We start from the raw sequence: 21,737 nt of genomic DNA on the forward strand, positions 1-21,737 counted from the left end.
CCTGCCCCGATCCTTCCCCACCCGCCTGATCCGCCCCCGCCGTGCAGCGGCACCGCTCCCACTTCCCCGAAGGACCTCCCGTGACCCCGACCGGCACCACCCGCCCGGCCACCCCGCTCCTCGTCTCCACCCCGGCCGAGCTCCGGACCGCCACCTCGGCGCTCCTGGACCGGGCGGCCGCCCGCGGCGGAGCCGACGGCCCGCCGTCGCTCGGCCTCGTCCCCACCATGGGCGGCCTGCACGCCGGGCACGCCGCACTCGCACGGACGGCGCGGGAAGCCGTCGACGTCGTCGTGGCGTCCGTCTTCGTCAATCCCCTGCAGTTCGGCGACCCGGCGGACCTCGACCGCTATCCGCGCACGCTCGACGAGGACCTCCGGCTCCTGGGCGGGTGCGGGGTCGACGTCGTCTTCGCCCCGTCCGTCGAGGACATGTACCCGGGCGGGGAACCCTCGGTCCGGGTCAGCGCGGGCCGGATGGGCGAGGTGCTCGAGGGGGCATCGAGGCCCGGCCACTTCGACGGCATGCTGACGGTGGTCGCGAAGCTGCTGAACCTCGGGCTGCCCGGCACCACGGCGGAGTACCGGGCGTACTTCGGCGAGAAGGATGCGCAACAGCTCGCCCTCATCCGCCGGATGGTGCTCGATCTCAACGTGCCCGTACGCATCGAGGGCGTGCCGATCGTCCGCGACGCCGACGGGTTGGCGCTCTCGAGCCGGAACCGTTTCCTCGGTCCCGCCGAGCGGGACGCGGCGCTGGTGCTCTCACGCGTGCTCCGCGGGCTGCGCGACGCCGCCGGCCGGGGCGCACCGCCCGACCTCGACCGTGCGCGCGCCGAGATAGCGTCCGAGGAGCTGGTGGAACTCGACTACCTCGAGGTCGTGGACCCGTCGTCGTTCGCCGTCGTCGGGGACGATGGCCGGTCGCACCAGGCGCTCGCCGTCGTCGCGGCCAGGGTCGGTGCCGTGCGCCTGATCGACAACACCTTCCTGCCGGTCGTGGGCTGAGGCACACCGGCACCCGGCGCCCGGCGCGGAGCCGTAAACTTGTCTTCCGTGACTCACGACGAAATCCTCCCCGCGGAAGACCTCAACGAGCAGATGCGCTTCCGGCTGCAGAAGCGGGCGGCCCTGCTCGACGCCGGTACCGAGGCCTACCCGGTCAGGCCGGAGCGGACGCACTCGCTCGGCGAGGTGCGGGAGCAGTTCGGCGAGCTCCCCACGGGAGAGTCGAGCGGCCGGCAGGTCGCCGTCGTCGGACGCGTCGTCTTTATCCGCAACTCGGGCAAGCTGTGCTTCGCCACGCTGCAGGAGGGGGACGGCACCCGGCTCCAGGTCATGCTGAGCCTCGCGGAGATCGGCCCCGACCGCCTCGCCGACTGGAAGGCGCTCGTCGACCTCGGCGACCATGTCCAGGTGCGCGGCGAGGTCATCAGCTCGCGGCGCGGCGAGCTCTCCGTGATGGCGGACTCCTGGGCCATGGCGTCGAAGGCGCTCCGCCCGCTGCCCACCCTGCACGCCGGGGTCAACGAGGAGACGCGCGTGCGGCAGCGCTACGTGGACCTGATGGTCCGCGAGGAGGCCCGGCAGATGGTCCGCACCCGCGCCGCGATCACGCGCACACTCCGCGAGACGCTCAACCGCCACGACTACATCGAGGTCGAGACACCCATCCTCCAGCTCGTCCACGGCGGAGCGACGGCCCGGCCGTTCGAGACCCACCTCAACGCCTTCGACCAGAAGATGACGCTCCGCATCGCCCTGGAGCTGTACCTGAAGCGCGCCGTCGTCGGCGGGATCGACCGCGTCTACGAGATCGGCCGGATCTTCCGCAACGAGGGCGTGGACTCCACGCACAGCCCGGAGTTCACGATGCTCGAGTGCTACGAGGCCTACGCCGACCAGTTCGTCATGGCGGACCGCATGAAGGAGATGATCCTCGCCTGCGCCGACCTGCTGGGATCACGCACCATCGAGACCGCGAAGGGCACGATCGACCTCGACGGCGAGTGGGCGTGGCTCGGCGTCTATCCCGGTCTGTCCGCCGCGGTGGGCCAGGAGGTCACGCCGGACACCGGCCTCGAGGAGCTGCGGTCGATCGCCGAACGCCACGAGGTCTCGCTGGACCCGGCCTGGGGCGCGGAGAAGGTGGTGCTCGAGCTCTTCTCCGAGATCGTGGAGCCGACCCTCATCCAGCCGACCTTCGTCTACGACTACCCGCCGTCGGCGCAGCCGCTCGCCCGGCCCCACCGGGAGGACCCGCGGCTGATCGAGGCGTGGGACCTCATCATCGGCGGGATGGAGCGCGGCACGGCCTTCTCCGAACTCATCGACCCGGTGATCCAGCGCGAGCGGCTCACCGAGCAGTCCCGACAGGCCGCGGCCGGCGACGACGAGGCCATGCAGCTGGACGAGGACTTCCTGCGGGCCCTCGAGTACGGGGCCCCGCCGATGGGCGGCATCGGTCTCGGAATCGACCGGCTCGTGATGCTTTTCACGAACGTCGGAATTCGCGAGTCCATCCTCTTCCCGATTCTCAAGCCCGAGGCGGGGCAGTAGCGGTGGAATATGTAGCGGTCCTCCTGCCGTCAGCCTGCTTGGCAGTGCTTTTCTACTTCGTGATCAAGGCCATATTCAATGCCGACCGCGCCGAACGCGAGGCGCTGGCACGTGCCGAGGAAATGCAGGACGCCGAGGACGCGAGGAACCGCGAGGCCGCGCGGGAAAAGAATGACGGCCGGGAAATCGATCCGAGTTAGGAATGCTCTTCTTTTGACCTCGATTCATCAATGCCGCATACTAATTCATGGGGCATCGATATCGAGGAACTTAATAAGGAGAGCATTGTGGCGCAGAAGGTAAAGATCATTCTCATCGATGACATCGACGGCGGGGAAGCCGACGAAACCGTGCGCTTCGGCCTCGACGGCGTGCAGTACGAGATCGACCTCTCGGAGACGCATGCCTCGGAACTCCGCTCGACCCTCGCCGAGTACGTCGGGGCAGCCCGTCGCAGCAACTCCCCGAAGCAGCAGCGCTCGAGCGCCCCGGCCGCCTCCCGCAACCAGGAAGCCGCCCAGATCCGCGAATGGGCCAAGGAAAACGGCTACAACGTCTCCTCCCGTGGCCGCGTCAACAGCGAGATCGTGGAGGCCTACCGCGCCGCCCAGCGCTGACCTCCACCACGGAACGCCGGAGGGGAAGCCCTCCGGCGTTATCTCGCCTGTGGCGAACACGCACCCAAAGCTCATGCCGTACCCGTAGCATCGAATTACGCGTTAGCTAGGAGTGTGTGTCTCATGTTTGAGAGATTTACAGATCGTGCCCGTCGAGTTGTCGTGTTGGCCCAGGAAGAGGCCCGCATGCTCAACCACAACTACATCGGCACCGAGCACATCCTGCTTGGCCTGATCCACGAGGGCGAGGGTGTCGCCGCCAAGGCCCTGGAGTCGCTCAGCATCTCGCTGGGTGCCGTGAGGGAGCAGGTTCAGGAGATCATCGGGCAGGGCCAGCAGGCCCCGTCCGGTCACATCCCCTTCACCCCCCGGGCCAAGAAGGTACTGGAGCTCTCCCTGCGGGAAGCACTCCAGCTCGGCCACAACTACATCGGTACCGAGCACATCCTGCTCGGCCTCATCCGCGAGGGTGAGGGCGTCGCCGCGCAGGTCCTCGTGAAGCTCGGCGCAGACCTCAACCGTGTCCGCCAGCAGGTCATCCAGCTGCTGTCCGGCTACCAGGGCAAGGAGCCGGCTGCCGCCGGCGGTCCGCAGCAGGAGGGAACCCCTGCCGGCTCGGTGGTGCTGGACCAGTTCGGCCGCAACCTGACGCAGGCGGCGCGCGAATCGAAGCTCGACCCCGTCATCGGGCGCGAGTCCGAAATGGAGCGCGTCATGCAGGTGCTCTCCCGACGCACCAAGAACAACCCCGTCCTGATCGGTGAGCCCGGCGTCGGCAAGACCGCCGTCGTCGAGGGCCTCGCCCAGGCGATCGTCCGCGGCGACGTCCCGGAGACCATCAAGGACAAGCAGCTGTACACGCTGGACCTCGGGTCCCTCGTGGCCGGCTCGCGGTACCGCGGCGACTTCGAGGAGCGGCTGAAGAAGGTCCTCAAGGAGATCCGCACCCGCGGCGACATCATCCTGTTCATCGACGAGATCCACACCCTCGTCGGCGCAGGTGCGGCCGAGGGTGCCATCGATGCCGCGTCGATCCTGAAGCCGATGCTCGCCCGTGGTGAACTCCAGACCATCGGTGCCACCACGCTGGACGAGTACCGCAAGCACATCGAGAAGGACGCCGCGCTCGAGCGCCGTTTCCAGCCGATCCAGGTCGCCGAGCCCTCCGTGGCCCACGCGATCGAGATCCTCAAGGGACTGCGCGACCGCTACGAGGCGCACCACCGCGTGTCCATCACCGACGGCGCCCTGTCCAGCGCGGCGACGCTGGCCGAGCGCTACATCTCGGACCGCTTCCTGCCGGACAAGGCGATCGACCTCATCGACGAGGCGGGAGCGCGCCTGCGCATCCGCCGGATGACCGCGCCGCCGGAGCTCAAGGAGATCGACGAGCGCATCGCGGACGTCAAGCGCGAGAAGGAGTCGGCCATCGACTCCCAGGACTTCGAGGGTGCTGCCGCGCTGCGCGATAAGGAGCAGAAGCTCCACGACGAGCGCAGCGACAAGGAGCGCCGCTGGAAGTCCGGCGGACTGGACGACATCGCCGAGGTGGATGAGGAACTCATCGCCGAGGTGCTCGCGAACTCCACCGGTATCCCCGTGTTCAAGCTGACCGAGGCCGAGTCCTCGCGACTGCTGAACATGGAGGCCGAACTCCACAAGCGGGTCATCGGACAGAACGAGGCCATCAAGGCGATCTCGCAGGCCATCCGCCGCACGCGCGCCGGCCTCAAGGATCCGAAGCGTCCGGGCGGCTCCTTCATCTTCGCCGGCCCCACGGGTGTCGGCAAGACGGAGCTCGCCAAGGCACTCGCGGAGTTCCTGTTCGGCGAAGAGGATGCCCTGATCACCCTCGACATGTCCGAGTACTCCGAGAAGCACACGGTCTCGCGGCTCTTCGGTGCCCCTCCGGGCTACGTGGGCTACGAGGAGGGCGGCCAGCTGACCGAGAAGGTCCGCCGCAAGCCGTTCTCCGTGGTTCTGTTCGACGAGGTGGAGAAGGCGCACGCCGATCTCTTCAACTCGCTCCTGCAGATCCTCGAGGACGGCCGCCTGACGGACAGCCAGGGCCGCATGGTGGACTTCAAGAACACGGTGATCATCATGACCACCAACCTCGGTACCCGCGACATCTCGAAGGGCGTCATGACGGGCTTCCAGTCCGGCTCCGACACCCAGACGAGCTACAACCGGATGAAGGCGAAGGTGCAGGAGGAGCTCAAGCAGCACTTCCGCCCGGAGTTCCTGAACCGCGTCGACGACACCGTGGTGTTCCCGCAGCTCACCCAGGACGAGATCGTCCAGATCGTGGACCTGTTCCTCGAGCGCCTGAGCCGCCGCATGGCGGACAAGGGCATGACGATCGAGCTCACCCCCGCGGCCAAGGTGCTTCTTGCGACCCGCGGCTACGATCCCGCGATGGGTGCCCGGCCGCTGCGCCGTACCATCCAGCGCGAGATCGAGGACCAGCTGTCGGAGAAGATCCTCTTCGGCGAGCTGAAGTCGGGAGAGCGCGTCGACGTCGACGTCGAGGGCGAGGGCGTGGATGCGCGCTTCACCTTCGTCGGACACGGTGCTCCCAAGGAGCTGGAGGATGCGCCGGCCGCTCTCGAGGCCACCGTCCCCGAGTAGTACCGGCAGCACGCACGGCACGGCATTACGGAACCCGCCCTGGTCACCAGGGCGGGTTCCGCCGTTCTAGGGTTCCGCCGTGCGATGGGTGCCTTCAGCAACGGAATTCCTCCCTGAGTGAACGGCTGTGACCGCGGCCACACGCGGTGGTAGAGATGACGCATGACCACCCCTTTCTCATCGCTCGACGACTTCGTCGCCCTGCCGCGCCTGAGCGGCCTCGTCCTCGACCGGGCAGGCACGCGCCTCGTGACGTCCGTCGCGACTCTCGACCCCAAGAAGACCGCCTACAGGACCGCGTTGTGGGAGGTGGACCCTGCGGGCGAGCAGCCCGCGCGGCGCCTCACGCAGGGCGCGGCAGGGGAGTCCGGCGCCGTGTTCCTCTCCAGCGGCGACCTGCTCTTCACCTCGGCACGCCCCGACCCGGAGGACGTGGACGGCGAGAAGCTTGCCGCGCTGTGGCGTCTGCCGGCCGCGGGCGGTGAGGCGTCCCTGCTCCTGACCCGTGACGGCGGCGTCGCAGGGGTGGCCACGGCTGACGCGGCCGACGTCGTCGTCGTCACCGCGAACGCGCTGGCCGGTTCCGCGAACGAGGAGGACGACGCCGAGCGCCGCACGGTGCGCAGGGAGGCAGGAGTCGCCGCCATCCTGCACGACGGCTACCCGGTGCGCTACTGGGACGCCGACCTCGGCCCGGACGAACCACGGTACTTCGGGCTGCAGGGGCTCGACGACGGCGCGCGGTCGCTCGAGGACCTCGCCCCGTCCGTGCGCGGAGGTCTCCGGGACGCCCACCCCGTGCTCAGCCCCGATGGATCGGTGCTCTTCACGGCCCTCACCGTGCCCGAGGAACGCGGCTCCCAGCGCACGGTGCTCGCCCGCGTCGACCTGGCCACGCGGGAACTCACCGTCCTGCTCGACGACCGCGACAGCGACTACTCGCCCGGCCCCGTCAGCCCCGACGGCCGCCACCTCGCCGTCCTGAAGGACCGGCGCACCGCCGTGGACCTCGCGCCCTCCACCACCCTGCTGCTGCTCCCCCTCGAGGGCGGGGAGCCGACGCCACTGGCCGCCGACTGGGATCGCTGGCCGTCCCCTGCCGCGTGGCTGCCCGACGGCTCGGCCCTCGTCGTGACGGCGGATGACGACGGCGCGGCGCCGGTGTTCGTGATCGAGGTAGCCACGGGGATGGTGCGGCGGGTGACGGAGGACGCGGCGGCATACTCCGACGTACAGGTCTCCCCGGACGGCGCCACCGCCTACGCCCTGCGCAGCTCGTACCTCTTCCCCGCGGAGGCCGTGCGGATCGACCTCGCCTCCGGCGCCACCGAGCGCCTCCTGAACCCGGCGGACCGGCCCGCCCTGCCCGGCAGGCTCGAGCGCATCGAATCCGTCGGGGAGGACGGGCAGCCGGTGAAGTCGTGGCTGGTGCTCCCCGAGGGGGCCACCGAGGAGTCTCCCGCGCCCGCACTGCTGTGGATCCACGGCGGGCCGATCGGTTCGTGGAATGCGTGGACGTGGCGCTGGTCGCCGTGGATCATGGCGGCACGCGGGTACGCGGTCCTCCTGCCGGACCCGGCGCTGTCCACGGGGTACGGGCAGCACATGGTGGACCGCGGCTGGGGACGGTGGGGCGACGCGCCCTATACCGACCTCATGGCGGCGACGGACGACCTGGTGGCCCGGAAGGACATCGACGGGACCCGCGTGGCGGCCATGGGCGGCAGCTTCGGCGGCTACATGGCGAACTGGGTCGCCGGGCACACCGACCGCTTCGCGGCCATCGTGACCCACGCGAGCCTGTGGTCGCTGGACCAGTTCGGCCCCACCACGGACGCCGCCTTCTACTGGGAGCGGGAGATGACCCCCGAGGCCAGGGAGGAGAACTCCCCGCACCACCATGTGGAGAAGATCAACACCCCCATGCTCGTCATCCACGGCGACAAGGACTACCGGGTGCCGATCGGCGAGGGCTTGCGGCTCTGGTACGAGCTGCTGTCGAAGTCGCAGCTGCCCGCCGACGCCGAGGGCCGGACACCCCACCGCTTCCTCTACTTCCCGGACGAGAACCACTGGATCCTCAAGCCCCAGCACGCCCGCATCTGGTACGGCGTCGTCGAGGCCTTCCTGGCGCGGCACGTCCTCGGCGAGGAGCGGGAGCTGCCCGCCGAGCTGGGTCTGTAGGGGCGGGGGCGGGCGGCGCTTTGTAGAGTGGGTCGAATGACCCTCCCCTTCACCATCCGCCCCGCCCGCACCTCCGACGTCCCGGCCATCAAGTCGCTGGTCGAGCCGCTCGCCGAGGAGCGCATCCTGATGGCCAAGGAGACGGTGGCGTACTACGAGGGCCTGCCCGAGTTCCGCATCGCGGAGTCCGACGGCGGGGAGGTGCTCGGCTGCGGGGCGCTGCACATCATGTGGGAGGACCTCGCGGAGGTCCGCACCCTGGCGACCTCCCCTGCTGCCCGCGGCCGCGGTGTCGGGCATGCGCTCGTCGAGGGACTGCTCGAGGAGGCACGTGCCTTCGGGGTGAGCCGGGTGTTCTGCCTGACCTTCGAGGTGGAGTTCTTCCGGCGCCACGGCTTCGAGGTCATGGCCGACCAGTCTGCCGTCGATCCGCAGATCTACTCGGAACTCCTGCGGTCCCACGACGAGGGTGTCGCGGAGTTCCTCGACCTGGCGCGGGTGAAGCCCAACACGCTCGGCAATACGCGCATGATCAGGCAGCTCTGAACCGGGGCGGCTCGCTTTTCGCCGCCGGAGGGGGATAAGGTAAGACGACTTAGTATCTCCCCGGAGATGCTGGCACGCCACCGGAACCGGTGGCTGAACACCGAGTCGAAGGAGGTCCGCATCATGGGACTGGATGACAAGATCGGGAACAAGGGCGAAGGCCTGGGCGGCAAGATCAAGGAAGGCCTGGGCAAGGCCACCGGCAACGAGAACCTGGAGGCCGAGGGCCACAAGGACCAGGCCAGCTCGAACCTCAAGGACGCCGGCGAGAACGTCAAGGACGCGTTCAAGCGCGACTGATACAGCACAGGCCTGCCGGTGACCCCGCAGGCCGGACCACCTGAGGGAGGGCGCCCGGACACGGGCCCCTCCCTCAGGCGTTGAAGCCCCGAAGGGACGGCTGCGCCGGTACCTGTCGCCTATAGGCAGCGGCAGGAACGGACGGTAACGTGGCCACTGGCCGGGGTGGTCCATGGAATGCGGGCTGCAGGCTGTCAGAGTGTCCGTTCGCAGTCAAGGAGCAGCCGTCGTGAAGAAGCTCATCAATGACCCCAGGGCCGTGGTCGACGAGTCGGTCGAAGGATTCGGCATCGCACATGCCGACCTCGTGACCGTCCACCCGGACCCCCTCTTCATCACCCGCAGGGACGCACCCGTCCAGGGCAAGGTGGGCATCGTCTCCGGGGGCGGCAGCGGACACGAACCACTCCACGCCGGTTTCGTGGGACGCGGGATGCTCGACGCCGCGGTGCCGGGAGCGGTCTTCACCTCACCGACGCCGGACCAGATCATCCCCGCGACGTCAGCGGTCGACGGCGGTGCCGGCGTCCTGCACATCGTCAAGAACTACACGGGCGACGTCCTCAACTTCGAGACGGCGGCGGAGATGGCGGAGGCGGACGGCGTCACGGTGCGGTCGGTGCTCGTGGACGACGACGTCGCCGTCGAGGACTCCCTGTACACGGCGGGCCGGCGCGGCGTCGGTGGGACCGTCTTCGTCGAGCGGATCGCCGGTGCCGCGGCCGAACGCGGCGACGACCTGGACGGCGTCGCCGACGTGGCGCAGCGCGTGGTCGACGGCGTCCGCTCGATGGGCGTCGCCCTCGCCGCGTGCACCGTCCCGCACGCCGGCGTGCCCAGCTTCGACCTGGCGGAAGACGAGATCGAGATCGGCATCGGTATCCACGGGGAGCCCGGACGGCACCGGATCGCCATGGAGGACGCCGACGGGATCACGCAGCGGCTGCTCGACCCCATCGTCACCGATCTCCGGCTGGCCTCGGGGGACAGGACCCTCGTGATGGTCAACGGGATGGGTGGGACGCCCGCGAGCGAGCTCTACATCGTCTTCCGGAAAGTCGCGCAGCTGCTCGACGGACTCGGTGTCACGATCGAGCGGTCCCTCGTGGGCAACTACATCACCGCCCTCGAGATGCAGGGGGCGTCCCTGACCATCCTGCGCGTCGACGACGAGATGCTCGAGCTGTGGGACTCCCCGGTCCACACCGCCGCGCTGCGCTGGGGGGCCTGAGGATGGTGCAGCCCCTCGACACCGCCTGGGCCGTCCGCTGGATCCGGGAGACGGCCCGCGTCGTCGCCGAGAACCGCGCCCTGCTGATCGACCTCGACCGGGTGATCGGCGACGCGGACCACGGAGAGAACCTGGATCGGGGCTTCAGCGCGGTCGTCGCGAAGCTCGACGCCGGGGACGCCCCGGGCACGCCCGCGGCCGTCCTCAAGCAGGTCGCCATGACCCTGATGTCCACGGTGGGCGGTGCCGCCGGACCGTTGTACGGCACGGCCTTCCTCCGTGCGGCGACCTCCCTCGGTGACGCCGGTGAGGTGGACGCCGCAGCCACGGCCGCGATGATCAGGGCGGCCCGTGACGGCATCGTCGCCCGCGGCAAGGCCGAGGTGGGCGACAAGACGATGGTCGACGCCTGGACACCCGCCACCGAATCGGCGGAGACCGCGGCCAGTGCGGGAGCCACCCCACCCGAGGTGCTCGCGGCGGCCGCCAACGCCGCCCACGCGGGAGCCGTGGCCACCGAACCGCTGATCGCCCGCAAGGGCAGGGCGAGCTACCTCGGTGAACGCAGTGCGGGGCACCAGGATCCCGGGGCGGTGTCCACCGCGCTGATCCTGCAGGCCGCCTCGGAGGCCGCCGGAGGAGAGGTCGCATGAGCGTCGGACTGGTCATCGTCTCGCATAGTGAGAAGATCGCCGAGGGGGTCGTCGAGCTCGCAGCGCAGATGGCACCCGATGTCGTCCTCGTGGCTGCGGGCGGTGCGGAGGACGGCACCGGGCCGGCGCGCATCGGCACGAGCTTCGACCGCGTGCAGGCCGCGATCGGGCGCGCGTCGGAGGGTGACGGCGTGGTGGTCCTGACCGACCTCGGCTCGGCCGTCATGACGGCCGAGATGGTGCTCGAGTTCCTCGACCCCGAGGTCCGGGACACGGTGCGTCTCGCCCAGGCCGCCCTCGTCGAAGGGGCCGTCGCCGCTGCCGTGCAGGCGCAGGGGGGATCCTCCCTCGACGACGTCGTCCGGGCAGCAGAGAGCGCCGTCGTCTCCGTCCGGCCCGAGGAGTTCGAGCCCTTCGTGAGCCATGGCGCCGCGTCACCCGGTCGAGGTGCCGGGGAGGACGGGTCGCCGTCCGTCGGAGCGACGGTGAGCGGCTCCTGGGTCCTGCCGAACCAGATGGGACTGCATGCCCGCCCTGCCGCCACCCTCGCCGCGGGACTCGCCGACCTCGACGCCGAGGTGACCGTCAACGGCGTCGACGGCAAGTCGGTGATGCTCCTGATGAGCCTCGGTCTCGGGCAGGGCCGGACGGTCACCGTCGAGGCCAGCGGCCCCGACGCGCAGGCGGCCGTGGATCTCGTCGGCCAGGCGGTCGAGTCGGGGTTCGGCGAACCGGCCTGATCCGATCAGGCGGCCTCCGCCCGACCGGTCGGGTTGCTCGGTCCCGGAGCCTCCTGGCCGGGTGACCTCCTGCGATCAGTCCCCTAGCCGGGCAGCCGCAGGCCCGCCTCGGTCTCCTCGGCGAGGCCGTCCGCCAGCAGCCCGGCGAGGGCGCGCTCGAGCTGCTCGGTCGGCGCCTGCAGGCCGTGCAGGGCGGCGAGTGGGCCCGCGTGTCCGGCGAGGTGGGGGACGTCGACGGGCACCCCGATGCCGAGGTCGACGGGAGCCCGCAGCAGGATCGGGCGTGCCACGGGGCTGTCGGCGTGCCGCAGCACGGCGACGATGGCGCCGCGGACCTGCCGGTCGGTGCCCGCCCATGACTGGCCCTTGGGCACGTACTCGGGAGCGGGACGCCCGGCGGCGATCCAGGCGCAGGCGTCGATGACCGGGCAGGCGTCGCAGAGCGGTGCACGCGCGGTGCAGACCACGGCCCCCAGTTCCATCACTGCGGCGTTCCACTGCACGGACAGAGCCTCGTCGTCGGGCAGGAGGGCCACTGCCCGCCTCGTCTCCGCCGCCGTCAACGCCGGAGCGGGGAGGGCGGTCCCGCCGACGAGGCGCGCGTGCACGCGGCGGATGTTCGTGTCGACGACGGTCTCGCGGCGGCCGAAGGCGAAGGCGGCCACGGCGGCGGCGGTGTAGGTGCCGACGCCGGGCAGGGAGAGGAGCTCGTCGTACGTGGCGGGTACCTCGCCGGCGTGCCCGGCGACGATCGCCGTGGCCGCGGCGTGGAGGCGCAGTGCCCGGCGCGGGTAGCCGAGGCGGCCCCAGTGGCGGACAGCCGCCCCCGATGGCTCGGCGGCGAGATGCGCCGGCGTCGGCCAGCGCTCCAGCCACTCCCGCCACACGGGGAGTACGCGGACGACCGGTGTCTGCTGCAGCATGACCTCGCTGACGAGGATGCCCCAGGGAGAGCACCCGGGATCCCGCCAGGGCAGGTCCCGGGCATTCTCCCGGAACCAGTCCGTCACCCGCAGGTGGAGGTCCGCAGGTGCGGGGGCGGCCCGTCCCGCCGGGTTCCGCGGGCTGCCGGGACCGGGGGGTGTTCCGTTGCCGGGGTTCATGGGTGCTCCTGGATTCTCGTCGTGAATACTCTAGCCACCGGCGTGGTGCCGGGAAGAATGCGAGCGGCCGTCCCTAGCCTTGATGGATGGCATCTACGGGCGGTCACGGCACGGGCAGGCGAACAGGCGGCAGGCGGGGACCCAGCCCCGCCATGTACCGCCGTCGGCGGCTGGCGGTGGTCCTCCTGGCATTCCTGGTGGTCGCGGCGCTCGCCGTCGGGGCGATCGCTCTGGCCGGCGTGCTGGGCCGCGGCGCCGACGCGGCCGGCGGGACGCCCGCGCCCGCCACGGCGTCGGCCGTTCCGTCCCCGACATCGACCGCGACCCCGCCGTCGGGCCCCACCCCGTCGAGCCCCCCGGCGAGTGCGGCCCCGACCCCGACGGCGTCGCGCACGTCACCCGCTCCCACGCCGCGTGCGACGACCGCCCGCCCCTCTGCAGGCGCTGCTGCGGCCGCCTGCGCAGCCGACGTGACGGTCGCGGCGGAGACCGACGAGCAGGCCTACGGACCGGACGAGGACCCGGTGCTGTCCCTGGTGGTCCGCAACGAGGGGACGGAGCCCTGCACGGTGAACGTCGGCACCTCGCAGATGGAGTTCGTCCTGACCCGCGCGGACGAGCGCGTGTTCTCCTCGATCGACTGCCAGCAGTCCTCCCAGGACCTCCAGCGCACCATCGCGCCGGGCGGTGAGGAGCGCGCCACCTTCGAGTGGTCGCGCAACCGCAGTGTCCCGGGATGCACCGCTGTCGACGAGCAGCCCGCGGCCGGAGGCTACTCCCTGACCACGAGGCTCGGGGCGAGGAGCAGCGCTCCGGCCGAGTTCACGCTGCAGTAGGTCCTCCGCGGCGCTGCGGACGGGCGCGTGTCCTGCGCACCGCCCGACCGCACCCCCGCCGTCACATGAAGCGGTCGAGGAGGCTCGTCTCGGCGATCCGCGAGAGGCCCTCGCGGACGGTGCGCGCCCGCTGCTCCCCGATGCCGTCCACCGCCATGAGGTCCTCGATGTTCGCGGCCATGAGGTTCTGCAGTCCGTCGAAGTGCTCCACCAGGCGGTTGGCGACGGCCGGCGGAACGGCCTTGATGCCCGACAGCAGCCGGAAGCCCTTCGGCTGGATGACGGCCTCGAGGGAGTCGACCGACGGATTGAAGCCGAGCACGCTGGCGATCGTACCGAGGTCGATGAGATCCGTGGAGCTGAAGCCCTGCAGGGTGGCCACGCGCTCGTCGAGCGGAGCCGTGCTGGAGCCGAGGTCCATGTAGTCGCGCAGCACCATCTCGCTGCCGGGTCCGAGGCCGGTCGTGAGTTCCTCCACCTGCAGGGACAGCAGGCGGCCGTCGACCCCGAGTTCCAGCACGTACTGGGAGATCTCCTCCGAGATCCTGCGGACCATCTCCTGGCGCTGCAGCGTCACGGCGACGTCCCGCACGGTCACCATGGCCTCGATCTCGAGGGCCGAGAGCGAGTTCGTGACCTGGTCCAGGCGAGCACGGTAGCGCTCGAGCGTGGCGAGGGCCTGATTGGCGCGTGCGAGGACCGGTTCGGAACCCTCCAGCACGTGACGGAGCCCGTCGATGTAGAGGGCGATGATCTGCATGGACTGGCTGACGCTGATCACGGGCAGGCCCGTCTGCTTCGCCACGCGCTCGGCGGTCCGGTGCCGGGTGCCGGATTCCTGGGTCTCGATGGTGTGGTCCGGTACGAGCTGCACCGCAGCCCGCAGGATCCGGCTCGCGTCCTTGTCGCACACGATCGCACCGTCCATCTTCGCCAGTTCCCGCAGACGGGTCGGTGAGAACTCGATGCCGATGTCGAAGCCGCCCGAGCAGATCGAATCCACCGTGCGGTCGAAGCCGAGCACGATCAGAGCACCCGTGCGTCCCCTCAGGATTCGCTCAAGACCGTCCCGCAACTGGGTTCCCGGGGCTACTCTGGCGAGGGTGGCTTTGAGCGAGTCCTCCGGACTACGAACCATGGGCCTATCCTTTCACCGCCCGCGCTGTTGAAGGCCCGGCGCAGTCGGGCGGCCGCCGTCGAGCCTCGGACGGCAGTCAACGGCCGCGGGTCTAGCCGCGCAGCCGATGATAATACTACTGGCGCGCGGGAAATCCTCCGTACCGGCCGTCGTCGCAGATCGGTAACACTCCATCGGGCCGTCCTCCCGGATCGCGTCGACGGCGGACCCGGCGTTCCGTCCGGATGCCGCGGCCCGGGCCTCACTGCCTAGAACAGGAGGGCCAGGGCCTCGGCGAGCGTCGACACCTCCCGGACGGAGAAGCCCTTCGGCACAGGGCCCGTCCCGCCGGGCGACGCCGGGACGATCGCGTGCGTGAATCCGAGCCGCTCCGCCTCCTGGATGCGCCGGCCGATCCCGGGCACCGGGCGCACCTCCCCGGCCAGTCCCACCTCGCCGAACGCGATGAGCCGGGCGGGCAGTGGGTGGTCGGTCTTCGCGGATGCGATGGCCAGGGCGACGGCGAGATCCGTCGCGGGCTCGGACAGTCGGACACCGCCGACCGTCGCGACGTAGCTGTCGTCCTTGGAGAGGCTGACCGATGCGCGACTCTGCAGCACGGCCAGGAGCATGGCGACGCGCGAGCTGTCCAGGCCGCTCGTCGCCCGCCGCGGCTGCGAGTTGGCCGATTCCGCCAGCAGGGCCTGGACCTCCGCCAGCAGGGGGCGTCTGCCCTCGAGGGTGACGGTGATGCATGTCCCGGACACCGGATCCTTGGTCCGCGAGACGAAGAGCCCGCTGGGGTCTGCGAGTCCCTCGATCCCGCCGTCCGTCAGGTCGAAGCAGCCCACCTCGTCCGTGGGGCCGTACCGGTTCTTGACCGCGCGCAGGAGACGCAGCCGGGAGTGGCGCTCGCCCTCGAACTGGCAGACGACGTCCACGAGGTGTTCGAGCAGCCTCGGACCGGCGATGGAGCCGTCCTTGGTGACGTGCCCGACGAGGAGCGTGGTCATCCCGCGCGCCTTCGCGGCCCCGATGAGTGATGCAGCGACCTCCCGGACCTGGGTGACGCCGCCGGCGCTCCCGTCCACCGCCGCGCTGCTGAGCGTCTGGACGGAGTCGACGATCAGCAGCGCGGGATCGAGCGTCTCCACCTGGCCGAGGGCCTGGCCGAGATCCGTCTCCGCGCTGAGGTAGAGGGAATCGGCGACGGCGTCGATGCGGTCGGCGCGGAGCTTCACCTGGGCTGCGGACTCCTCGCCCGTGACATAGAGGACGTCCTTGCCGAGCCGTGCCACGCGCGCCGCGACGTCGAGCAGCAGGGTGGACTTCCCGACGCCGGGCTCCCCGGCGAGCAGGATCACGGCGCCCGGCACCAGCCCACCGCCGAGCACGCGGTCCAGCTCGTCGATCTTCGTCGGCTGGAACCCGGACAGGGTGGCATCGACCTCGGCGATGCGCCGCGCCGGTGTCGTCACGGCCGTGGCCGCGGTGGTCCGGGCTGCCACCTGGCCGGTCTCCTCCACGGTTCCCCAGGCCTGGCACTCACCACACCGGCCCACCCACTTGGCCGTCGTCCAGCCGCACTCCGCGCAGCGGTAGTTGGGTGCGTTGCTGCGGCTCGCGCGGGTGGCAGGGGAGGTCTTGGTGGCCATTGCTTCAGGCTACCGGCGGGCACCGACAGAGGCGGTCCGGCGCCGGCTCTCCGCCCGTACCCGCCCGTACCCGCCCGTCCCGTCAGAGCCGGGGCAGGTAGTCGGCGGCGTCCTCGTGCGAGAGGCCCGTCGCCTCGAGCAGATCCACGACGAGCGGGCGGAGGAGGAGCACGAGGCCCTCGCCCTCGAGCCGGCTGATGTTGAGCGTGGCGGGGTGGAGGTCGGTGGCGACGGCCGCCAGGTCGTTGCGTGCCTGCCGCAGGTTGAGGCGCCGCTCGGCGGAGTCCCGGGCGGACAGCGCGCGGGACAGGACGTCGACGGCGTCCGCCGTGTCCTCCAGTGACTGGCCGAGGGCCTCGATGGCCTCGTCGGTCAGGGCGGCATGGTTGATCGCGGAGGTCAACCGGCGGGAGAAGACACGGCTGTTGCGGATGGCGAGGTCGATCGACTCCACGGCGCTGCGCAGGGACCCGAGCTCATCGCGGTGCCGCCGGTAGGCGGGGGAGATGCGGGCGACCTCCTGCGCCGCCTTCATGCTGCCGGTCAGGCTGTCGAGCTGGGCCTGGCAGCTCCGGGCCCGGACCAGCGCATGCCACGCCAGCGTCGAATCGCTCGTGCGGAGTGCGGAGGCGCTCTCGCGGAGCACCCCGGACAGCTCACCCAGGAGGCCGCGGACGTTCGTCTTCGGCTCGCGGCGGGGATCACGTGGCAGCAGCATGGTGATCACCAGCGCGAAGAGGCCGCCCACGATGGCGTCGACACTGCGGGTGAACGGTCCCCCCTGCGGCGCCGGGAGCAGCACGACGAGCAGGGACTGCAGCCCGAGCTGGGTGGTGAAGATGGTGCCGCTGTCCAGGAAGCGGGCCAGCAGGATCGAGATGAACAGGACGACCGCGGCCTGCCAGAGCCCGGTGCCGAAGAAGGTCAGCAGGAGGTCGCCCACCGAGATGCCGAGCGTGCAGCCGATCGCCACCTCGAGCACCCTGCGGATGCGCGGATCGCGCGAGAAACCCAAGGAGATCATCGACGAGGTCGCAGCGAACAGCGGTCCGTTGTGCCCGAGGACCTCTTCCGCGAAGGCGTAGGCCCCGACCGCGCACACCGTCATCTGCACGGCGGCCACCACCGACCCGGAACTGCGCTTGAGTCCCGTGCGGGAGCGTTTACGCAGGAAGCCGAGGGCGGCGGAGACTCCCTGGCGCGGCGGCATGCCCCCAGTCTAGGAGGTGCATCGAAGCGAGACGTTCGTCTCATTCACCGGTACGAACCGGCCACGCAGGTCAATGGCCCTACGCTGTTCACCTTCCGTTCATGTCGCTTGGTCAGTCTCGTTACCTGCACTGCCTAGCTTCGAGGATGTACAAGAACGCGTACATCTCTACCGAGTGCCTCTCGTGCACCGATGAATACATCCCTGGAAGGGGCAAAATTTCGTGAAGGCTCTTCGCTTTGGCCGCGCTGCGGCAGTTATCTCCGTAGCCGCGCTGGCGCTGACCGCTTGTGGTTCCGACAACGCCACCGGCGAGCCCGCTGCTGAGGGACCCGCGTCCTCCGCCGCCGGCACCGCGGTGTCCGGAACCCTCACCGGCATCGGCGCCTCGTCGCAGAACTCTGCGATGGAGGCCTGGAAGGCCGGTTTCGAGTCCGCCAACCAGGGCGCCATGGTGCAGTACTCCCCGGACGGATCCGGTGCGGGCCGCAAGGCCTTCCTGAGCGGCGGCGCGCAGTTCGCCGGCTCGGACGCCTACCTCAAGGACGAAGAGATGACCCAGGCCATGGAGGTCTGCGGCCCTGACGGCGCCATCAACATCCCGGCCTACATCTCGCCGATCGCCATCGCCTTCAACCTCGAGGGCGTCACCGAGCTGAACCTCGACGCACCCACCATCGCGCAGATCTTCGGCAAGAAGATCACCACCTGGAACGATCCCGCGATCGCGGCCCAGAACGAGGGCGTCGAGCTCCCCGACACCCCCATCACCGTCGTGCACCGCTCGGACGAGTCCGGCACCACCGAGAACTTCGTCGACTACCTCGCGGCCGCGGCGCCCGAGGACTGGACCTACGAGGTCAGCGGCGCCTGGCCCGCAGAACTGCAGTCCGAGAACGCCAAGGGCACCTCGGGTGTCGTCCAGACGGTCACCTCCACCGACGGCGCCATCACCTACGCCGACGCCTCCGCCGTGGGAGACCTCGGCAAGGCCAAGGTCAAGGTCGGCGAGGAGTACACGGAACTCAGCTCCGACGCGGCCGCCAAGGCCGTCGAGGTCGCCACCCCGGTCGAGGGCCGCCCCGAGACCGACATGTCCCTCGAGCTCGAGCGCGACACTACCGAGTCCGGCGCCTACCCCGTCGTCCTGGTCAGCTACCACGTGTACTGCACCTCCTACGACAGCCAGGAGACCGTCGACCTCGTGAAGGCGTTCGGCTCCTACGTCATCAGCGAGGAAGGCCAGGCAGAGGCAGAGGCCTCCGCCGGCAACGCCCCGCTGTCCGCGTCGCTCAGCGAGAAGGCCAAGGCCTCGATCGAATCGATCAAGGTCGCCTCCTAGCGAGGCATCCCGGTCCCGTCTGGTCTAATAAAGACCGGGCGGGACCGTCCGCCGTTCACGGCTGGCATCAGCAGTGACGCCCCGTCGGCCCATCACCGGGCCGTCACTGCAAACGAAATCGACCGCCCTGGAAGGCAGAGACGTGTCAACCAATACGCTGAAAGCGACGACGGATCGAGGCCGCGCAGGCGACCGGATCTTCTCGGGAATCTCCCTCACGGCCGGCGTCCTGATCCTGGCAGTGCTCTTCAGCGTCGCCGTGTTCCTGCTGGTGCAGGCAGCACCGACCTTCACTGCCGACCCCACCGAGATCACCGGCGGCAACGGCTTCGCCGCGTACATCCTGCCGATCGTCATCGGCACCGTCATCGCCGCGGTCATCGCGCTGATCATCGCGACACCCATCGGTATCGCGGTCGCCCTCTTCATCTCGCACTACGCGCCGCGCCGCCTCGCACGGGCCTTCGGGTACGTCATCGACCTGCTCGCGGCCATCCCCTCGGTGATCTACGGCGCCTGGGGGTACATCGTCCTCGCCCCGCAGCTCGCCAAGGGCTACACGTGGCTCGCCGAGAACCTCGGCTGGATCCCGATCTTCGCCGGACCCGCCAGCCAGACCGGCAAGACCATGCTCACCGCCGGGATCGTCCTCGCGGTCATGGTCATCCCCATCATCACGTCGCTCAGCCGGGAGATCTTCCTGCAGACACCCAACCTCCACGAGGAGGCGGCGCTCGCGATGGGCGCCACACGCTGGGAGATGGTGCGCATGGCGGTCCTGCCGTTCGCACGCCCCGGCATCATCAGCGCCACCATGCTCGGTCTCGGCCGCGCGCTCGGCGAGACCATGGCGGTGGCCCTGGTCCTCTCACCCGGCGCGCTCGTCGCGAGCCTCGTGAAGACGGGCAACCAGACGATCGCGGCCGAGATCGCCCTGAACTTCCCGGAGGCCTTCGGCCTGCGCCTCAACGAGCTGATCGCGGCGGGCCTCGTGCTCTTCGTCATCACGCTGATCGTCAACATGATCGCCCGCTTCATCATCACCCGGCACAAAGAATTCTCGGGAGCTAACTAAATGGCAGCGAACCAGACCCTGCAGCGTCGCCAGTCCCAGCTCACGCGCGGGCACCTCCCCTCCTACGCCGTGTGGGTGGTCCTCGCGGCCGCCGTCATCCTCGGTGCGGCGCTCTCCTCCCTGATCGGGTTCAGCGTCGTCGGCTGGGCGGTCATCTCGGCGATCGTCTTCGTCCTCGCCGCCACCCTCGTCACGGCCGTCGCGGAGGGCGAGCGCAAGGCCAAGGACCGGCTCGTCACCTTCCTCGTGTACGGGGCCTTCCTGATCGCGCTGCTGCCCCTCGTCTCGGTCCTCTGGACCGTCCTCGAGCGCGGCGTCCCGGGCCTCAGCTACAACTTCCTGTTCACGTCCATGAACGGCGTCACCGGGGCCGTGGACAACCAGGCCGTGGAGAACGGTACGCCCGTGCTGGGCGGCGCCTACCACGCCGTCCTCGGCACGCTGCAGATCACGCTCTGGGCGACGCTCATCTCCGTGCCCATCGGCCTGCTCACCGCCGTCTACCTGGTCGAGTACGGTGCCGGCAAGAACCTCACCAAGGCGATCACCTTCTTCGTGGACGTGATGACCGGCATCCCCTCGATCGTGGCCGGCCTGTTCGCCGCCGCGCTGTTCGCGCTCCTGTTCGGACCGGGCACCCGTACGGGGTTCGTCGCGGCCGTCGCCCTGTCCGTCCTCATGATCCCCGTGGTGGTCCGGTCCACCGAGGAGATGCTGAAGATCGTCCCGAACGAACTCCGCGAGGCGTCCTACGCCCTCGGCGTGCGCAAGTGGCGCACCATCACCAACGTGGTGATCCCGACGGCGATCTCCGGTATCGCCTCCGGCGTAACCCTGTCGATCGCCCGCGTGATCGGGGAGACCGCCCCTATCCTTGTAACGGCGGGATTCGCCAGCTCCATCAACTGGAACGTCTTCAGCGGCTGGATGAGCACGCTCCCCACCTTCATCTACTACCAGATTCTCACGCCGACCTCCCCGACGGCGCCCGATCCGAGTACACAGCGCGCCTGGGCCGCAGCGCTCCTGCTGATCCTCATGGTGATGCTCCTGAACCTGGTCGCCCGGTTCGTCGCCCGCATGTTCGCCCCCAAGACCAGCCGCTAAGCGCCAGCGGTACCTCACCCGAAGGAAGCAATGTCCAAGCGAATCGACGTCAAGGACCTCAACGTCTACTACAGCAAGTTCCTTGCGGTGGAGGACGTCAACATCAACATCGAAGCCCGTTCCGTCACGGCGTTCATCGGTCCCTCCGGCTGCGGCAAGTCCACCTTCCTCCGTACCCTGAACCGCATGCACGAGGTCATCCCCGGCGCGCGGGTCGAGGGCGAGGTGCTGCTCGACGGCGACAACCTGTACGACACCGCCGTGGACCCGGTCACCGTGCGCGGGCAGATCGGCATGGTCTTCCAGCGGCCCAACCCGTTCCCCACCATGTCCATCCGCGACAACGTGCTGGCCGGCGTGAAGCTCAACAACAAGCGCATGAGCAAATCGGATGCCGACGACCTCGTGGAGAAGTCGCTCAGCGGCGCCAACCTGTGGAACGAGGTCAAGGACCGCCTCGGCCGGCCCGGATCCGGCCTGTCCGGCGGCCAGCAGCAGCGCCTGTGCATCGCCCGCGCCATCGCGGTGTCGCCCCAGGTGATCCTGATGGACGAGCCCTGTTCGGCACTGGATCCCATCTCCACGCTGGCCATCGAGGACCTGATCAACGAGCTCAAGGCCGACTACACCGTGGTGATCGTGACGCACAACATGCAGCAGGCAGCGCGTGTGTCGGACAAGACGGCGTTCTTCAACATCGCCGGCACCGGCAAGCCGGGCAAGCTCATCGAGTACGACGACACCACCACGATCTTCAACAAGCCCTCGATCAAGGCGACGGAGGACTACGTCTCCGGTCGCTTCGGATAGCGGGAACCGCCCGCCCGGGCGG

At 69.8% G+C, this 21,737-nt stretch carries 20 protein-coding genes; 16 read left to right on the forward strand and 4 right to left on the reverse strand.

Annotated features, from left to right (window positions below):
- Window positions 1–80: 80 nt before the first annotated feature.
- From panC to dhaM, 11 genes are all read left to right on the forward strand, one after another.
- The gene (gene panC, locus AC0Z9V_RS15320; RefSeq protein ID WP_459268416.1) at window positions 81–1,007 is read left to right on the forward strand and encodes a pantoate--beta-alanine ligase; all 927 of its coding nucleotides are present in this window, start codon (window positions 81–83) and stop codon (window positions 1,005–1,007) included.
- Window positions 1,008–1,055: 48 nt separating this feature from the next.
- On the forward strand, window positions 1,056–2,558 hold the full coding sequence (lysS, locus tag AC0Z9V_RS15325; RefSeq protein WP_459268415.1) for a lysine--tRNA ligase: 1,503 nt from the start codon (window positions 1,056–1,058) through the stop codon (window positions 2,556–2,558).
- A gap of 44 nt (window positions 2,559–2,602) precedes the next feature.
- A complete protein-coding gene (locus AC0Z9V_RS15330) occupies window positions 2,603–2,758 on the forward strand; it encodes a hypothetical protein (RefSeq protein WP_459268414.1) in 156 nt (51 codons plus the stop codon).
- A gap of 87 nt (window positions 2,759–2,845) precedes the next feature.
- Window positions 2,846–3,175 (forward strand): histone-like nucleoid-structuring protein Lsr2, encoded by a 330-nt coding sequence (locus tag AC0Z9V_RS15335; protein WP_459268413.1) that lies wholly within the window; start codon window positions 2,846–2,848, stop codon window positions 3,173–3,175.
- 123 nt (window positions 3,176–3,298) lie between these two features.
- On the forward strand, window positions 3,299–5,806 hold the full coding sequence (locus AC0Z9V_RS15340; protein ID WP_133080094.1) for an ATP-dependent Clp protease ATP-binding subunit: 2,508 nt from the start codon (window positions 3,299–3,301) through the stop codon (window positions 5,804–5,806).
- A 162-nt stretch (window positions 5,807–5,968) separates the two neighbouring features.
- Window positions 5,969–7,990: a prolyl oligopeptidase family serine peptidase gene (locus AC0Z9V_RS15345; protein WP_485142019.1), complete on the forward strand. Its 2,022-nt coding sequence runs from the start codon at window positions 5,969–5,971 to the stop codon at window positions 7,988–7,990.
- 36 nt (window positions 7,991–8,026) lie between these two features.
- A complete protein-coding gene (locus AC0Z9V_RS15350; RefSeq protein WP_133080096.1) occupies window positions 8,027–8,536 on the forward strand; it encodes an amino-acid N-acetyltransferase in 510 nt (169 codons plus the stop codon).
- A gap of 123 nt (window positions 8,537–8,659) precedes the next feature.
- On the forward strand, window positions 8,660–8,836 hold the full coding sequence (locus AC0Z9V_RS15355) for a CsbD family protein (protein ID WP_133080462.1): 177 nt from the start codon (window positions 8,660–8,662) through the stop codon (window positions 8,834–8,836).
- A gap of 229 nt (window positions 8,837–9,065) precedes the next feature.
- Entirely contained in the window at window positions 9,066–10,067 is a 1,002-nt protein-coding gene (gene dhaK, locus AC0Z9V_RS15360) for a dihydroxyacetone kinase subunit DhaK (RefSeq protein ID WP_485142020.1), read from the forward strand.
- Between the two features lie 2 nt (window positions 10,068–10,069).
- Complete coding sequence (gene dhaL, locus AC0Z9V_RS15365; protein WP_133080098.1) at window positions 10,070–10,720, forward strand: dihydroxyacetone kinase subunit DhaL; 651 nt, start codon at window positions 10,070–10,072, stop codon at window positions 10,718–10,720.
- Window positions 10,717–11,460 carry a dihydroxyacetone kinase phosphoryl donor subunit DhaM gene (dhaM, locus tag AC0Z9V_RS15370; protein ID WP_459268409.1) on the forward strand — a complete coding sequence of 248 codons (744 nt, stop codon included), beginning with the start codon at window positions 10,717–10,719 and terminating at the stop codon, window positions 11,458–11,460. The genes dhaL and dhaM overlap by 4 nt, the downstream gene beginning before the upstream one ends.
- An 83-nt stretch (window positions 11,461–11,543) precedes the next feature.
- Here the strand turns inward: dhaM and AC0Z9V_RS15375 are convergent, their stop codons facing one another.
- On the reverse strand, window positions 11,544–12,563 hold the full coding sequence (locus AC0Z9V_RS15375; RefSeq protein WP_485142021.1) for an HhH-GPD family protein: 1,020 nt from the start codon (window positions 12,561–12,563) through the stop codon (window positions 11,544–11,546).
- Window positions 12,564–12,649: 86 nt separating this feature from the next.
- Between AC0Z9V_RS15375 and AC0Z9V_RS15380 the strand changes: the two genes are divergently transcribed.
- Window positions 12,650–13,399: a hypothetical protein gene (locus tag AC0Z9V_RS15380; RefSeq protein ID WP_485142022.1), complete on the forward strand. Its 750-nt coding sequence runs from the start codon at window positions 12,650–12,652 to the stop codon at window positions 13,397–13,399.
- A 61-nt stretch (window positions 13,400–13,460) separates the two neighbouring features.
- On the opposite strand, the gene disA is transcribed toward AC0Z9V_RS15380, so the two are convergent.
- The 3 genes from disA to AC0Z9V_RS15395 all read right to left on the reverse strand — a co-directional run bounded on the left by disA (window position 13,461) and on the right by AC0Z9V_RS15395 (window position 17,381).
- Window positions 13,461–14,537: a DNA integrity scanning diadenylate cyclase DisA gene (disA, locus tag AC0Z9V_RS15385; protein ID WP_133080101.1), complete on the reverse strand. Its 1,077-nt coding sequence runs from the start codon at window positions 14,535–14,537 to the stop codon at window positions 13,461–13,463.
- A 248-nt stretch (window positions 14,538–14,785) separates the two neighbouring features.
- Entirely contained in the window at window positions 14,786–16,171 is a 1,386-nt protein-coding gene (gene radA, locus AC0Z9V_RS15390) for a DNA repair protein RadA (RefSeq protein WP_133080102.1), read from the reverse strand.
- An 82-nt stretch (window positions 16,172–16,253) separates the two neighbouring features.
- Window positions 16,254–17,381: an FUSC family protein gene (locus AC0Z9V_RS15395; RefSeq protein WP_133080103.1), complete on the reverse strand. Its 1,128-nt coding sequence runs from the start codon at window positions 17,379–17,381 to the stop codon at window positions 16,254–16,256.
- Between the two features lie 223 nt (window positions 17,382–17,604).
- Between AC0Z9V_RS15395 and pstS the strand changes: the two genes are divergently transcribed.
- The 4 genes from pstS to pstB all read left to right on the forward strand — a co-directional run bounded on the left by pstS (window position 17,605) and on the right by pstB (window position 21,715).
- On the forward strand, window positions 17,605–18,723 hold the full coding sequence (gene pstS, locus AC0Z9V_RS15400) for a phosphate ABC transporter substrate-binding protein PstS (RefSeq protein ID WP_133080104.1): 1,119 nt from the start codon (window positions 17,605–17,607) through the stop codon (window positions 18,721–18,723).
- Between the two features lie 142 nt (window positions 18,724–18,865).
- The gene (gene pstC / locus AC0Z9V_RS15405; RefSeq protein WP_485142023.1) at window positions 18,866–19,798 is read left to right on the forward strand and encodes a phosphate ABC transporter permease subunit PstC; all 933 of its coding nucleotides are present in this window, start codon (window positions 18,866–18,868) and stop codon (window positions 19,796–19,798) included.
- Window positions 19,799–20,905, forward strand: a complete 1,107-nt coding sequence (pstA, locus tag AC0Z9V_RS15410) for a phosphate ABC transporter permease PstA (protein WP_208740371.1) — start codon at window positions 19,799–19,801, stop codon at window positions 20,903–20,905.
- Window positions 20,906–20,935: 30 nt separating this feature from the next.
- The gene (gene pstB, locus AC0Z9V_RS15415) at window positions 20,936–21,715 is read left to right on the forward strand and encodes a phosphate ABC transporter ATP-binding protein PstB (RefSeq protein ID WP_459268404.1); all 780 of its coding nucleotides are present in this window, start codon (window positions 20,936–20,938) and stop codon (window positions 21,713–21,715) included.
- Window positions 21,716–21,737 lie beyond the last annotated feature (22 nt).

Source organism: Arthrobacter sp. UYP4 (genome assembly GCF_057291175.1).

What these genes read in the sequence shown, in the direction of transcription:
- dhaL (WP_133080098.1), top strand. Translation starts at nt 10,070, where the DNA reads ATGGTGCAGCCCCTCGACACCGCCTGGGCCGTCCGCTGGATCCGGGAG.
- dhaM (WP_459268409.1), top strand. Translation starts at nt 10,717, where the DNA reads ATGAGCGTCGGACTGGTCATCGTCTCGCATAGTGAGAAGATCGCCGAG.
- AC0Z9V_RS15380 (WP_485142022.1), top strand. Translation starts at nt 12,650, where the DNA reads ATGGCATCTACGGGCGGTCACGGCACGGGCAGGCGAACAGGCGGCAGG.
- pstA (WP_208740371.1), top strand. Translation starts at nt 19,799, where the DNA reads ATGGCAGCGAACCAGACCCTGCAGCGTCGCCAGTCCCAGCTCACGCGC.
- AC0Z9V_RS15350 (WP_133080096.1), top strand. Translation starts at nt 8,027, where the DNA reads ATGACCCTCCCCTTCACCATCCGCCCCGCCCGCACCTCCGACGTCCCG.
- radA (WP_133080102.1), bottom strand. Translation starts at nt 16,171, where the DNA reads ATGGCCACCAAGACCTCCCCTGCCACCCGCGCGAGCCGCAGCAACGCA.
- AC0Z9V_RS15395 (WP_133080103.1), bottom strand. Translation starts at nt 17,381, where the DNA reads ATGCCGCCGCGCCAGGGAGTCTCCGCCGCCCTCGGCTTCCTGCGTAAA.
- AC0Z9V_RS15355 (WP_133080462.1), top strand. Translation starts at nt 8,660, where the DNA reads ATGGGACTGGATGACAAGATCGGGAACAAGGGCGAAGGCCTGGGCGGC.
- pstB (WP_459268404.1), top strand. Translation starts at nt 20,936, where the DNA reads ATGTCCAAGCGAATCGACGTCAAGGACCTCAACGTCTACTACAGCAAG.
- disA (WP_133080101.1), bottom strand. Translation starts at nt 14,537, where the DNA reads ATGGTTCGTAGTCCGGAGGACTCGCTCAAAGCCACCCTCGCCAGAGTA.
- AC0Z9V_RS15375 (WP_485142021.1), bottom strand. Translation starts at nt 12,563, where the DNA reads ATGAACCCCGGCAACGGAACACCCCCCGGTCCCGGCAGCCCGCGGAAC.
- AC0Z9V_RS15345 (WP_485142019.1), top strand. Translation starts at nt 5,969, where the DNA reads ATGACCACCCCTTTCTCATCGCTCGACGACTTCGTCGCCCTGCCGCGC.
- AC0Z9V_RS15340 (WP_133080094.1), top strand. Translation starts at nt 3,299, where the DNA reads ATGTTTGAGAGATTTACAGATCGTGCCCGTCGAGTTGTCGTGTTGGCC.